Here is a 12,871-nt window from a genome sequence, read left to right as displayed (position 1 = left end):
GACGGATAGTGACGGATGGCGACGGACATCCCGGGTTACGGATATGTCGCACTCCTACCCATTCGTGGCACCGTTCACCATTCACCATTCACCGTTCGCTATTCGCCGTTCACCGTTCAGGCGGCGGCGCAGGCGAGCGCGTTCGCCTCCTCCCTCTCCCCCGTCTCGTCCAGCAGGTCCATGAGGGCCGCGCGCGCCCTGGCCACCCGGGAGCGGACCGTGCCGACCGGGCAGTCGCCGACCTCCGCCGCCTCCGCGTACGGCAGCCCCAGCAGCTGGGTGAGGACGAACGCCTCCCGCCGCTCGTCCGGCAGCGCGGCCAGCAGGTCGAGCAGCACGATCCCTTCGTCGAAGCCGGGCAGCCCGCGCGGCTGCGCCGACTCGACGGCCAGCTGCCAGTCCGGTACGTCGGCCGTGCGGGGCCTGGCGGAGGCGTACCGGTAGCTGTCGGTCACCGCCCGGCGGGCGATGGACAGCAGCCAGGAGCGCGCCGAGGAACGGCCCTCGAACCGGTGCAGGCTGCCGAGCGCCCGCAGGAACGTGTCCTGGGCGAGGTCGTCCACAGCCTGGGGATCGCCGCACAGATGGGCGACGTACCGCTGCACGTCCCGGTGGAGCGCGCGGACGAACCGCTCGACGGCGACCGCGTCACCGGAGCGTGCGGCCAGCGCCCACGCCGTGATCGACTCGTCGGGGCATGGCGTAGGAGCAGAAGTGATCACCTGGGTGTCCTTCTCGGTCGTCCGGATGCCGCGGGGCTCACGGGCCCTGCGGTCCGGATACGGGGAGACGGCCCTACGGCGCCTGCGCGCACGTACGGCCGAAGCCCGGGGCGCACACGGGCGGCCCGGGTCACCGGCTGCCGTCAGACGGCAGCGGTCCCCAGGGGCGGACCCCGAGAAGTGATCGCGTGGACGAGGAGCAGCCGCGGCGTCCGCTCCGAGCGGCGACGGCGCGGCCGGACGCGCGGGCGCTCCGGCGTGGCGGGCAGGGCGAGGAGCAGCCGCAGCGGAGCCGCCAGCCACCCGGCCGCCGCCCGCAGCACACGGAACGCGGCCTTCTCGCCGTGGGCCAGCCACAGCCCGCACAGCAGCGCGGCCAGCAGGTGGGCGGCGAGCATCCCGAACGAGGAGGAGCCCACGCCGAGGGAGTCTCCCGAGCCCATGTGACTCGGGTGGCTCATGTGGCCCATGTCCATGCCGGCCATGGCACCCATGGGGTCGCCGGACCCGGTGCCCGTCGAGCCCGTGCCCGTCGAGCCCATGTCCATGGCGGCCGTACCCGCGCCCCCGCCCACCGACTGCGCGTACTCGAACGCCGTGTGCAGGGCCGTCTGCGCGGCCACGACGACGGTCACGACCGTCACCGGCCCCCGCTCACGGCCCGCCAGGCACCAGCCGGCCGCGCCGGTCAGGGCGGCCCCGGCAGCCAGGGCCCACGCGGGCACATGGACGCCGGACATCAGGACGTGCCCCAGGGCGGCGAGCAGCACGCACACGGCCGCGAACATCGCGGCACGCAGCGTACGAGAACACCACCCGGCGGTCATGGCGCCTCATCCTCGCATCCGTACAGGGGCCGTCACACGGTGGTACGCAAACCCACGGGCTCGCGCTCATCCGCGGCCGGCTCCGGACAGGCCGCCGACACCGGAGAGGAGGGAAATCACGTCCGCGGGGTTCCTCCGGCGGCCCCCCGGCGATCCCTCACTTCACGCCCACCGTCCGCAGCACCGTCAGCACCAGTGCGCGGGCCGCGTCGGTCACCTCCCGTACGGACACCTGCTCCCGGGCGCTGTGCGCGACCGCGATGTCGCCCGGGCCGAACTGCAGCGTCGGGATCCCGGCGCCGGTGTAGTGCCGCAGATCGCTGCCGTACGTCGCCCCGCGCTCCCGGGGCCGGGCCGCGCCGGTCGCGTCGGCGTACGCGTCCGCGACGGTGTCCCGCAGCGGATGCCCGGCCGCAAGGCGCCCGCTCGCGAACTGCCCGCCCGGCCAGGTCACCACCGCCGGGTGGTCCCGCAGCCAGGGGTCCTCGGCCCCCGCCCGCGCCACACACCGCTCCAGCGCCGCCCGTGCCTCGGCCGGGTCCTCCCCGAGCCGCACGCCCAGCCGCCCCTCGGCGACGAGCGCGTCGGGCACGCTGCTCGCCCAGTCGCCGGAGCGCAGGGTGCCGACGGAGAGGGAGTACGGGATCGGGTACTCGGCGAGGAGCGGGTCGGGGTCGCGGTTGCGGTCGGCCTCCAGCCGGGCCAGCGCCCGGTGCAGGGGCAGATAGGCGTCGATCGCGCTCACCCCCGCCTCCCGCGAGCTGGCGTGGGCTGCCTTGCCGGGCACGGTGATCCGGAAGGTCAGCGCGCCCGCGTTGGCGGTGATCACCGTCCCGGCGGTCGGCTCGGCGATCACGCACGCGTCACCGCCGTACCCCCGTCGCAGGGTGCCGAAGGCGCCGATCCCGCCGTCCTCCTCCCCGATGACGAAGTGCACGGCGACCCGCCCGCGCAGCCGCACCCCGGCCGCCCGGATCGCCGCCAGCGCGGCCAGGTGCGCCACCAGCCCGGCCTTCATGTCGCAGGCCCCGCGCCCGTGCACGAGGTCACCGGTCACCCGCGGTACGAACGGATCCCCGGCCCAGGCGGCCGGGTCCCCGGGCGGTACGACGTCCACATGCCCCTGGAGGATCAGCGTCGGCCCGTCACCGCCGTCGGCCGTGTGCCCCACCAGCCCCCACGCCTCCTCGCGCGGCACCTCCATGCCGGGGAAGTCCGGGTGCGCGAGCAGCACGGGCAGATCCATGGACCACAGGTCGACGTCCAGCCCGAGCCGCTCGAGCCGCCCGGCGAGGAGGTGCTGCGCCTCGGACTCGGCGGCGCTCCCGGTGACGCTCGGTACGGCGATCAGCTCCAGCAGCGTCCGTACGGCGTCCGTCTCGTCGACCGCCGCCAGCGCGGCCGTCTCCTGGTCACTCAGCACCCGTCGGTTCCCCTCGGTCGTCCCTGCTCCGACGAGGTGAGCGTCGTACGCCGGACGCCCCCGTCACAACCCCCCGCCGACCGTGAACCCGATCACCGAGCCGCCGCCCGCCCGCTGGTGGGCGAAGGGCGCGCCGCCGTGGGCGAGGGCGACCTCCCGCACGATCGACAGGCCGAGGCCGGAGCCCGGCAGGGAGCGGGCGTCGGCGGCGCGGTAGAAGCGGTCGAAGACCCGGGTGAGGTCGGCCTCGGCGACACCGGGGCCACGGTCGAGGACCTCGACGCGGACGGTGCCCGGCCGGGTGGGCCCGGTGACGGCGATCTCGACGGGCGCCCTGCCCGCGCGGTCGAACTTGGTCGCGTTCTCGACGAGGTTGGACACCGCCCGCTGGAGCATGCCGGGCCGCCCGTCGGTCGTGGTGTCGCCGCTCGCCCGGACCAGGATCTCCCGCCCGGTGCGGCGCCGGGCGACCCCCGCGACCTCCTCGGCGATGTCGGCGAGGTCCAGCTTCTGCGGGGGCTCGGTGTCGGACTGGCCGGCCGCGAGGTCGACGAGTTCGTTGACCAGGTCGGTCAGCTCGCGGGCCTCCTGGGTCAGGTCCGCGACCAGTTCCTCCCGCATCGACGGCGGCAGCTCGTCGATCCTGCGCAGCAGCGAGATGTTCGTCCGCAACGACGTCAGCGGGGTGCGCAGCTCGTGCCCCGCGTCCTGCACCAGCCGCCGCTGGTCCTCCTCCGACTGGGCGAGCCGGCCCAGCATGCGGTCGAAGGCACGGCCGAGCCGGCCCACCTCGTCGTGTCCGGTGACCGGCACCTGCACACCGAGGCGGCGGGTGCGGGCGACGTCCTCGGCGGCGGTGGTCAGGATGACGAGCCGGTGGGTGATGCGCCGTGCCAGCCACCAGCCGAACAGGCCGGCGGCCAGCACGACGGCGGTCATCAGGATCAGCGTGCGCTGCTGGAGCGCCCGCAGCAGGTCCTCGGTGTCGCTGAACTCCTGCGCGACCTGCACCGCGCCCCGCCCGCCGCCGAGCGCGACGGTCGCCACCCGGTAGACGTCGCTGCCGACGTCCACGTCCTTGTGCTCGGCCATCCGCCCGGCCGCCGCGGCCCCCGCGACGTCCCGGTCCGCGGCCACCACCGGCAGCCGGGGGCTCCCGCTGTCCGCGACCGTGCCGTCGGCGCCCAGCACCTGCACGTTCGTCCGCGCGGGCCGCACGATGTCGTGGCCCGGCGCCGCCGAGAAGAAGTCCTCCGGCGCCATCCTGTGCCCGCGCACCTCGTCCCGCAGATCCTGCACGACCTCGTCGAACACCGACTCCTGGTCGACCCGCACCAGCCGCGCGGCCGCCGAGTACGACAGCACACCCACCAGCACGGTCACGGCAGCGGTCACCGCCGCGAAGGACACCGCGAACGTGGTCCGCAGCGACACCAGCTTGGGCCGCGGCCGAGCCAGCAGCCGGCGCAGCCCGCCCACTCAGTCCTCCCGCAGCACGTAACCCACCCCGCGCACGGTGTGGATCAGTTGCGAGGCGCCCGGTTGGTCCAGCTTGCGGCGCAGGTAGCCGACGTAGACGGCGAGGTTCTTGGAGCCGGGGCCGAAGTCGTAGCCCCAGATGCGGTCGTAGATCGTCGAGTGGTCGAGGACGATCCCGGCGTTGCGCACCAGCAGTTCCAGCAGCTCGAACTCGGTGCGGGTCAGCTCCAGCTCCCGCTCGCCCCGCCAGGCCCGCCGCGCCTGCGGGTCCATCCGCAGTCCGGCCGCCTTCACATGCCGCTCGGGCGTCTGCTTCGGGGCGGCGGCCGCCTCGGGTGCGGCGGGGACGCTGCCCGGGTTGGTGCGGCGCAGCAGCGCCCGCAGCCGGGCGAAGACCTCCTCGACGTCGAACGGCTTGACGACGTAGTCGTCCGCGCCCGCGTCCAGGCCGGCGATCCGGTCGGCGGTCTCCACCAGCGCGGTCAGCATCAGGATCGGCGTACGGTCGCCCTCGGCGCGCAGCACCCGGCAGACCTGGAGGCCGTCGATCCCGGGCATCATCACGTCGAGGACGAGCACGTCCGGCGGCGACTTGTGGGCGTGCGCCAGCGCCTCGACCCCGTCGGCGACCGCGGTGACCTGGTAGCCCTCCAGGGCCAGGGCGCGTTCCAGGGCGTGACGGATGGCGCGGTCGTCTTCGGCGAGCAGCAGGGTGGGAGGCACCGGTCCAGTCTGCCAAGGCCTCCGGCGGTTCGGCCGTGAGGAAGGTCTTACGATCGCCCTTCTTACTCGGCTCTCACCGTCCGGCGGGCGTGCCTGGGGGCTGCCGCCCCCAGACAGGCTGAAACACACCGGCCGGCGCTCGAAACTCACCTGCTGGAGATCGCCGCCAGCTGCTCGGCGAACGGCACGACCTCGAAGGCGTCCTTCGCCGGCTTCGCCGGACAGGCCGTCGACAGTCCGCCCATCAGCGTCGCCAGCTCCCCCGCCGCCCGTTCGATCCGCTCGGGCAGGCCCTCCGCGCCCCAGTCCTCCGAGGCCGCGTAGACGGCGGTCGGGACGACGACGGCCCGCAGGTGGGCGAAGAGCGGCCGCAGGGCGTGCTCCAGGACCAGCGAGTGCCGGGCGGAACCGCCGGTCGCGGCGATCAGCACGGGCTTGCCGGTCAGCGCGTCCTGGTCCAGGACGTCGAAGAACGACTTGAACAGTCCGCTGTAGGAGGCGGAGAACACCGGGGTGACGACGATCAGTCCGTCGGCTGCGGCGACCGCGTCGAGCGCGTCCGCCAGCTTCCGCCCGGGGAACCCGTTCGTGAAGTTGTGCGCGATCTCGACGGCGAGGTCGCGCAGCTCCACGACCTGGACGTCGACGGAGGCCTGCCCCGCCACCGCCCCGGCCAGCCGGTCGGCCAGCAGCCGGGTCGACGACGGGACGCTCAGCCCCGCCGAGACGACGACGAGCTTCATGCGACGGCCTCCTTCTTCTGCGCGTCGGCGAGCAGGGACGCGTGGGTCGGCGCCTCGGGCACGTCCGCCGGACGCCCCTTCGCGAACTCCTCGCGCAGCACCGGCACGACCTCCTCGCCCAGCATGTCGATCTGTTCCAGGACTGTCTTCAGCGGCAGCCCCGCGTGGTCCACGAGGAACAGCTGGCGCTGGTAGTCGCCGGCGTACTCGCGGAAGGTCAGGGTCTTCTCGATGACCTGCTCGGGTGTGCCGACGGTCAGCGGGGTCTGGTCGGTGAAGTCCTCCAGGGACGGCCCGTGCCCGTAGACCGGCGCGTTGTCGAAGTACGGCCGGAACTCGCGCACCGCGTCCTGCGAGTTCTTCCGCATGAACACCTGCCCGCCGAGCCCGACGATCGCCTGCTCCGGGGTGCCGTGCCCGTAGTGGGCGTAGCGGGCCCGGTACAGCTCGACCATCCGCTTGGTGTGGTCGGCCGGCCAGAAGATGTTGTTGTGGAAGAAGCCGTCGCCGAAGTAGGCGGCCAGCTCGGCTATCTCCGGGGACCGGATGGAGCCGTGCCAGACGAAGGGCGGTACGCCGTCCAGCGGCCGCGGCGTGGAGGTGAACCCCTGAAGGGCGGTCCGGAACTTTCCCTCCCAGTCGACGACGTCCTCCCGCCACAGGCGGTGGAGCAGGGCGTAGTTCTCGATGGCGAGGTTGATGCCCTCCCGGATGTCCTGCCCGAACCAGGGATACACCGGGCCGGTGTTGCCACGGCCCATCATCAGGTCCACCCGCCCGTCGGCCAGGTGCTGGAGCATCGCGAAGTCCTCGGCGATCTTCACCGGGTCGTTCGTGGTGATGAGGGTGGTGGAGGTGGAGAGGATCAGCTTCTCCGTCCGCGCGGCTATCCAGCCGAGCATGGTGGTCGGGGACGACGGCACGAACGGCGGGTTGTGGTGCTCACCGGTCGCGAAGACGTCCAGGCCGACCTCCTCGGCCTTCAGCGCGATCGCGACCATGGCCTTGATCCGCTCGCGCTCGGTCGGCGTACGGCCCGTCGTCGGGTCCGGCGTGACATCGCCCACCGTGAAGATCCCGAACTGCATGGTCGCTCACCCTCCAGGTTGTTGACGGTTCAACTATACCCGGAGAACGGCGACCCGCACTCACCTATTCCCAGCGACCGGCACTCACCTATTCCCAGCCCGGATCCCGGCCCGCCAGCGCCCGCAGCCGCTCGAACGCCGACGCCTGCGCCGCGGCCGGCACCGGCCCGCGGGCCGACCGCGCCATGGCCCTCGTCCAGCGCGCCCGCGCCGACCGCACGGTCCGTCGCGTGGACGACTTCGCCGACGCGGCCGGACTCTCCGTACGGGCACTGCAACGGCTCTTCTCGGCCTACGTCGGCGTCAGCCCCTGGGGGTCCCCCCTCTGGGGGAGGGTGATCCTCCGCTACCGCATCCACGAGGCCCTGGAAGCCGCCGCCACCCGGGACGACCTCGACTGGGCCGCCCTGGCCGCCGACCTCGGCCACGCCGACCAGGCCCATCTGGCCCGGGACTTCACCGCGACCGTGGGAGTGCCACCGTCCGCGTACGCCCAGGCCGCCTCCGGCTAGGACGTGAGGGGCAGCGCGTCCATGTACGCGTTGGACGGCTTGCGCACCTTCGTCACGCTCCGCGCGTCCAGCGCCACCACCGCCGACGACGTGCCCAGCGTGCCGGCCGCGTGCCAGGTCCCGGTGACCGTCACCCAGGTGTCCGCCTTCGGCACGGCGCCCCCGTACACCCGTACCTTCAGCGTCGTGGCGTCCGCCGCGCAGCAGCTGATCAGGATGCGTGTCAGATACCAGCCGTCCCCGCCGGCCGGCGAGGCGAACCCCGTCAGCCGCACCGCACGTCCCTTGATGGCCCGGCTGCGGTCCTGCTGCACCCGCTGGGTGAAGTCGGTCAGCGTGATCGGCAGCGGCGAGGTCGTGGGCAGCGGGTCGAAGCCGTCGTCCCGCACCGCGACGGCCTTCACCGGCTCCCGGGAGGCCGTGTACGAACCGAGGGCGGGCGGCGCGTAGAACAGCAGGCTCAGCACGGGCAGGAACAGCAGCCAGGCGACGCGCGGAACACCGGAGTGGTCGTGCCCGTGCCCCTCGTCGGGGTCATGCCGTTCCCTCTCCGCGCCATGCCGTTCCTTCGAGAGGGAGGCCAGGGCCTCCACCACCCCCAGCCCGACCAGCACCACCCCGGAGACGACCAGCAGCGGCCGCATCCCCGGCTTCACAAACCGCAGGTACTCGTCCGTGAGCAGCGAGGTGTGCAACAACCCCAGCCCGGCGAGCACGAGCAGCGCCACCTGCGCGAACCGCTTCACAGCAGCACCCCTCCCACGACCGCGCTGCACACCACCGCGACCACCACCGTCGCCGAGGAGAAGCGGACCGCGAAGGCCCGCCCGAACGTCCCCGCCTGCAACGCGATCAGCTTCAGATCGACCATCGGCCCCACCACCATGAACGCCAGCCGGGCGACCGGCGAGAACCCGGTCAGCGAGGCCGCCACGAACGCGTCCGCCTCGCTGCACACCGCCAGCAGGATCGCCAGCGCCGCCAGGAACAGCACCGACAGCCACGGCGAACCGGAGAACGCCTCGAGGACCGAGCGCGGCACCGCCACATTGAACGTTGCCGCCGCCATCGCCCCCACCACCAGGAAACCCCCCGCGTGCAGGAAGTCGTGCTGGAAGCCGCGCCGGAACTCCGTCCAGCGGCTGGCCCCCGGCCGGTGCCCGGTGTGCCGTACGACGGGCCGCAGCCACTCCTCCCGGCCCAGCCAGAGCCACAGCCAGCCCATCGTCGCCGCCGTCACCAGCGAGGCCAGCAGCCGGGCCAGCACCATCTCGGGGCTGCCCGGGAACGCGACGGCCGTCGCCGTCAGCACCACCGGGTTCACGGCGGGCGCCGACAGCAGGAAGGCGAACGCGGCCGCGGGCGTGACCCCCCGCCCGATCAGACTGTTCGCCACCGGCACCGACGCGCACTCGCACCCCGGCAGCACCACCCCCGCCACCCCCGCGACCGGCACCGCCAGCGCCGCACGCTTCGGCAGCAGCCGCCCGAACACACTCGCCGGCACGAACGCGTTGATCGCTCCCGACAGCGCCGTACCCAACAGCAGGAACGGCAGCGCCTGCACGGTCACCGCCAGACACACCGTCCGCCACGCCTGCACGGCCGGCTCCTCCAGCGACCGCCCGACGAGCACCAGCAGCGCCCCCGGCAGCACCGCCGCGCCCAGCAGCAACAGCGGCCACTGGCGCGGCAGTCGACGCGCCGCGGCCGCCGCCTGCACCCCGTCCACCGGTGTGTCGGTGTCCCGTATGCCGGTGTCTCGTATGCCCGTGCCCCGTATATCCGTGCCCCGTATGTCGGTGTCCCGCATGTCCCCTCTAGACCCGGCCTTCCCGCAACCGCGCGATCCGCTCCCCGTGGAACTCCACCGTCCGCCTCATGTGCCGCACGATCACGGCGAGTTCGGCGTCCGCCAGATCCTCGAACAGGGGCGAGCGGTCCCCGCCCAGCCGCTCCCACATCCGCCCGAACTCGGCGATCCGCTCCGGCACCGGCGCCACCAGCACCCGCCGCCGGTCGCCCGTGTCCCGCTCCCGGACGACGTACCCCGCCTTCTCCAGCCGGTCCACCAGCCGCGTCGCCGACCCGGTGGTCAGCCCCGTCAGCTCGGCCACCCGGCCCGCCGTCACCGGCTCCCGCTCCAGCGTCAGCAGGTTCAGACACTGCAGGTCCGTGGGATGCAGCCCGAGCCGGTCGGCCAGCGCCTGGTTGAACAGGGCGTACGACGCCACGTACCGGCGGGAGACGGTGGACAGTTCGTCCAGCAGCCTCGACCGCACGTTCCCGGACATCGCCCAACCCCTTCGTCAGCGCCGTGTGCCGAGATCGTACTCAGGGACCTCACTGACCTCAGAAGTAGTACGCGTCCCCGGTGTCCAGCACCAGCACCTGCTGTTGGTCATTGGCCCGGTTGCGGTCCACCGAACCGCCCGCCCACACCGTGTCGATCGCCACCGTCGCCTCCGTCGGCCGCCCCCGCAGCCGCACCCCCACCTCGATGCGCTCCCCCAGCCCGTCCGCCGCCAGCGCACCCGTCCGGCACACCACCGACCGCTCCCCCGTCCGCGCACACCTCTCGGGCAGCCGCTGCTCCCCCGCCGCGAGCGGCACCGACCAGCGCAGCCGTACGGTCGCGTCGGCGACGTCCGCCGGACCGTGGTTGCGCGGGGTCAGCCGTACGTCGATCCGCCCGCCGTGCATGACGGCGGAGCCGTGGTAGGAGAGATCGGCCTCGGCCGTGTCCCCCGCCACCGCGGGCGAGCCCACCGCCAGCATCCCCATGGCCCCCCACACCGCGAGCCCCCGCATCCTGCGCATGCCACCACTCCTCGTCCGGGTCGTCTCCTACCCGGCCATGTATCCCCCGCGGAACGGACGGCGAGGCGCCCTCCAACAGGTGACAGGGCAGCGCGTGTGAAGCTGGCGGCATGTCGATCCTCCGCTCCGCAGCCCTCTTCGTCCTCGCCGCGCTCCTCGAGATCGGCGGCGCCTGGCTGGTCTGGCAGGGCGTGCGCGAGCACCGCGGCTGGCTCTGGGCCGGCGGCGGAGTCCTCGCGCTCGGCGCGTACGGGTTCGTCGCCACCTTCCAGCCCGACGCCCACTTCGGCCGTGTCCTGGCCGCGTACGGCGGGATCTTCGTCGCCGGTTCGCTCCTGTGGGGCGCGGTCGCCGACGGCTACCGGCCCGACCGCTGGGACCTGGCGGGCGCGCTGATCTGCCTCGCGGGCATGGCCGTGATCATGTGGGCACCGCGAGGCGGGTGAGCTGTAGCGGCTATGCCTGCTATGGCGTCTCGTCGGGCGCCAGCCCCAGCTGCTGCAGGAACTCCATCTCGTCGAAGTACAGCCGGTAGTCCACGATCCGGCCGTCCTCGTCGATGGTCGCGAAGTCCACCCCGCGGAGCCTGACCTCCTTGTTCGTCGCCGGCAGTGACTCCCCGGTGGGCAGCTGGATCGGCCCGGTGTTACGGCCGCCGAAGAACCCCTCGTCGATGGCCGTGTTGCCGATCTCGTACGCGTGCAGCGACTCGTAGCGGCCCTCGGGAACCGCGTCCGTCAGCTGCCGCCAGTACTCGACGATGCTGTCCCGGCCGCGCAGCTCCCCGCCGTCGGGGGTGACGGCGACGGCGTCATCCGCGAACAGCTCACCGATGACCTTGAGGTCCGCCCTCGTGGTCAGCGCCTCGGTGAGCCGGTCCATGACCTCTCGTGCCTGCCCCATGGTCCACCTCCCGGACAGAGGATCACCCACCTCGATTTTCGCACCTATCCTGGCCGGACACCCTTTCGACGCCGACCGTCCCGCCCGAGGAGCAGTCCATGGCCACCGCCGCACCGTCCGCCGCCTCCCGCATCGCCGTCGTGACCGGTGCGAGCAGCGGAATCGGCGCCGCCACGGCCCGGCAGCTCGCCACCGCGGGCTACCGCGTCGTCCTCACCGCCCGCCGCAAGGACCGCATCGAGGCGCTGGCCGAGGAGATCGTCGCGGCGGGCGGCTCGGCGACGGCGTACCAGCTGGACGTCACGGACCGCGCGGCCGTCGACGAGTTCGCCACCGCCTTCAAGGCGATCGGCGTGCTCGTGAACAACGCGGGCGGCGCCCTCGGCGCCGACCCGGTGGCCACCGGCGACCCGGCCGACTGGCGCACGATGTACGAGACGAACGTCCTCGGCACCCTGCACGTCACCCAGGCCCTGCTGCCCAAGCTGGAGGCGAGCGGCGACGGCACGGTCGTGGTGGTCTCCTCCACCGCCGGCCACGGCACGTACGAGGGCGGCGGCGGCTATGTCGCCGCCAAGCACGGCGCCCATGTCCTCGCCGAGACGCTCCGCCTGGAGATCGTCGGCAAGCCCGTCCGCGTGATCGAGATCGCCCCCGGCATGGTCAGGACCGACGAGTTCGCGCTCACCCGCTTCGGCGGCGACGCCGACAAGGCCGCGAAGGTCTACGAGGGCGTCGCCGAACCCCTCACCGCCGACGACGTGGCCGACACGATCACCTGGGCGGTGACCCGCCCCAGCCACGTCAACGTCGACCTCCTGGTCCTGCGCCCCCGCGCGCAGGCCTCGAACACGAAGGTGCACAGGGAGCTCTGATGACCTCCAAGGACCCGCACGACGAACGCCAGATGTGGTGGTGGCTCGGCTACTTCCTGTTCGGCATCCACATCGTGGCGTTCGTGATGATCTACGCGGTGCGGCACGCGAAGTGACCGGTCAGGGTGCCGTGCACCCCGGGTCGTCGACGATCACGGCGTTGGCCGGGATGATGACGACGTCGTCCTCGTCCTCGACCTGCACGGACTTCGTCGTGGCGTAACCGCGTTTGCCCTTCCCCACGCACTTGGTGGCCAGGTTCCCGAACCCGTCGGGGAAGTTGTAGACCTCGGCGGGGCTGTCCTCCCCCGCACCTTTGGCCACCGGGGCGTCGGCCTTGCCCCGCTCGTCGTAGTGCTCCCGCGAGCATCCGCCCAGTGCGAGGACGAGCAGGGCCACCAGGCCGGCGGCGCTCACCCGCCGCATGTCTTGTCCTCGACGATCTGCACATTGGACGGCCCGGTCGCGTTGGTGGTCACATACGCCCGGAACCCGTGCCCCACGCACTTGGTGGCGAGGTTCCCGAACCCGTCGGGCATGTTGAACACCTCGGCCGGGGTGTCGTCCCCCGTCTTCCCCGACACCGGGGCGTCTCCCTTGCCCCGCTCGTCGTCGTACTCCTGCGAACACCCGGCGAGCAGACTGCCCACGACGAGCACGACCCCCGCCGTCCACACCGACGCACGTATCCGCTTCATCAGACACCCCCGTGTCAACAGGCCGATTCGGCTCACCTCAAGACAGCGCACCGCCCCA

At 72.9% G+C, this 12,871-nt stretch carries 16 protein-coding genes and 1 pseudogene; 3 read left to right on the top strand and 14 right to left on the bottom strand.

All coding sequences use genetic code 11. The features are described 5' to 3' along the window. Positions 1-116: 116 nt before the first annotated feature. The 7 genes from ACIRF9_RS45285 to ACIRF9_RS45255 all read right to left on the bottom strand — a co-directional run bounded on the left by ACIRF9_RS45285 (position 117) and on the right by ACIRF9_RS45255 (position 7,005). Positions 117-722 carry a sigma-70 family RNA polymerase sigma factor gene (locus tag ACIRF9_RS45285; protein WP_403835303.1) on the bottom strand — a complete coding sequence of 202 codons (606 nt, stop codon included), beginning with the start codon at positions 720-722 and terminating at the stop codon, positions 117-119. A gap of 143 nt (positions 723-865) precedes the next feature. Continuing rightward, positions 866-1,549, bottom strand: a complete 684-nt coding sequence (locus tag ACIRF9_RS45280) for a hypothetical protein (RefSeq protein WP_403835301.1) — start codon at positions 1,547-1,549, stop codon at positions 866-868. A 157-nt stretch (positions 1,550-1,706) separates the two neighbouring features. After that, positions 1,707-2,972, bottom strand: coding sequence for an ArgE/DapE family deacylase (locus tag ACIRF9_RS45275; RefSeq protein ID WP_403835299.1), 1,266 nt, complete (start codon positions 2,970-2,972; stop codon positions 1,707-1,709). Between the two features lie 63 nt (positions 2,973-3,035). After that, on the bottom strand, positions 3,036-4,451 hold the full coding sequence (locus ACIRF9_RS45270; RefSeq protein WP_403835296.1) for an ATP-binding protein: 1,416 nt from the start codon (positions 4,449-4,451) through the stop codon (positions 3,036-3,038). After that, the gene (locus ACIRF9_RS45265) at positions 4,452-5,162 is read right to left on the bottom strand and encodes a response regulator transcription factor (protein ID WP_403835401.1); all 711 of its coding nucleotides are present in this window, start codon (positions 5,160-5,162) and stop codon (positions 4,452-4,454) included. Positions 5,163-5,320: 158 nt separating this feature from the next. Continuing rightward, a complete protein-coding gene (locus ACIRF9_RS45260; RefSeq protein ID WP_403835293.1) occupies positions 5,321-5,917 on the bottom strand; it encodes an FMN reductase in 597 nt (198 codons plus the stop codon). Continuing rightward, on the bottom strand, positions 5,914-7,005 hold the full coding sequence (locus ACIRF9_RS45255) for an LLM class flavin-dependent oxidoreductase (RefSeq protein ID WP_403835291.1): 1,092 nt from the start codon (positions 7,003-7,005) through the stop codon (positions 5,914-5,916). The genes ACIRF9_RS45260 and ACIRF9_RS45255 overlap by 4 nt, the downstream gene beginning before the upstream one ends. A gap of 167 nt (positions 7,006-7,172) precedes the next feature. On the opposite strand from ACIRF9_RS45255, the pseudogene ACIRF9_RS45250 reads away from it, so the two are divergent. After that, a pseudogene (locus ACIRF9_RS45250) lies at positions 7,173-7,517 on the top strand (helix-turn-helix domain-containing protein); the annotation flags it as partial. Here the strand turns inward: ACIRF9_RS45250 and ACIRF9_RS45245 are convergent. From ACIRF9_RS45245 to ACIRF9_RS45230, 4 genes are read right to left on the bottom strand one after another with little or no spacing between them, the layout of a single operon-like run. After that, positions 7,514-8,263, bottom strand: coding sequence for a TIGR03943 family putative permease subunit (locus ACIRF9_RS45245; protein WP_403835288.1), 750 nt, complete (start codon positions 8,261-8,263; stop codon positions 7,514-7,516). The pseudogene ACIRF9_RS45250 and the gene ACIRF9_RS45245 overlap by 4 nt on opposite strands. After that, complete coding sequence (locus ACIRF9_RS45240) at positions 8,260-9,330, bottom strand: permease (protein ID WP_403835285.1); 1,071 nt, start codon at positions 9,328-9,330, stop codon at positions 8,260-8,262. The genes ACIRF9_RS45245 and ACIRF9_RS45240 overlap by 4 nt, the downstream gene beginning before the upstream one ends. A 7-nt stretch (positions 9,331-9,337) precedes the next feature. Next, entirely contained in the window at positions 9,338-9,811 is a 474-nt protein-coding gene (locus tag ACIRF9_RS45235; protein ID WP_403835282.1) for a MarR family winged helix-turn-helix transcriptional regulator, read from the bottom strand. A gap of 58 nt (positions 9,812-9,869) precedes the next feature. Next, positions 9,870-10,337 (bottom strand): hypothetical protein, encoded by a 468-nt coding sequence (locus tag ACIRF9_RS45230; protein ID WP_403835280.1) that lies wholly within the window; start codon positions 10,335-10,337, stop codon positions 9,870-9,872. 110 nt (positions 10,338-10,447) lie between these two features. On the opposite strand from ACIRF9_RS45230, the gene ACIRF9_RS45225 reads away from it, so the two are divergent. Further along, positions 10,448-10,783, top strand: coding sequence for a YnfA family protein (locus tag ACIRF9_RS45225; protein ID WP_403835279.1), 336 nt, complete (start codon positions 10,448-10,450; stop codon positions 10,781-10,783). A gap of 19 nt (positions 10,784-10,802) precedes the next feature. On the opposite strand, the gene ACIRF9_RS45220 is transcribed toward ACIRF9_RS45225, so the two are convergent. Then, positions 10,803-11,240 (bottom strand): ester cyclase, encoded by a 438-nt coding sequence (locus tag ACIRF9_RS45220; protein WP_403835277.1) that lies wholly within the window; start codon positions 11,238-11,240, stop codon positions 10,803-10,805. A gap of 98 nt (positions 11,241-11,338) precedes the next feature. On the opposite strand from ACIRF9_RS45220, the gene ACIRF9_RS45215 reads away from it, so the two are divergent. Next, positions 11,339-12,115 (top strand): SDR family NAD(P)-dependent oxidoreductase, encoded by a 777-nt coding sequence (locus ACIRF9_RS45215; RefSeq protein ID WP_403835274.1) that lies wholly within the window; start codon positions 11,339-11,341, stop codon positions 12,113-12,115. 120 nt (positions 12,116-12,235) lie between these two features. Here the strand turns inward: ACIRF9_RS45215 and ACIRF9_RS45210 are convergent, their stop codons facing one another. Then, positions 12,236-12,541: a hypothetical protein gene (locus ACIRF9_RS45210; protein WP_403835272.1), complete on the bottom strand. Its 306-nt coding sequence runs from the start codon at positions 12,539-12,541 to the stop codon at positions 12,236-12,238. Next, on the bottom strand, positions 12,529-12,813 hold the full coding sequence (locus ACIRF9_RS45205) for a hypothetical protein (protein ID WP_403835269.1): 285 nt from the start codon (positions 12,811-12,813) through the stop codon (positions 12,529-12,531). The genes ACIRF9_RS45210 and ACIRF9_RS45205 overlap by 13 nt, the downstream gene beginning before the upstream one ends. Positions 12,814-12,871: the final 58 nt, after the last annotated feature.

The sequence above is a fragment of the Streptomyces sp. NPDC096132 genome, from assembly GCF_044763345.1.
Taxonomy (GTDB): Bacteria; Actinomycetota; Actinomycetes; order Streptomycetales; family Streptomycetaceae; genus Streptomyces.
The sequence above is the reverse complement of the archived record's forward strand: the minus strand, read 5'-3'. Positions and strand labels throughout refer to the sequence as shown.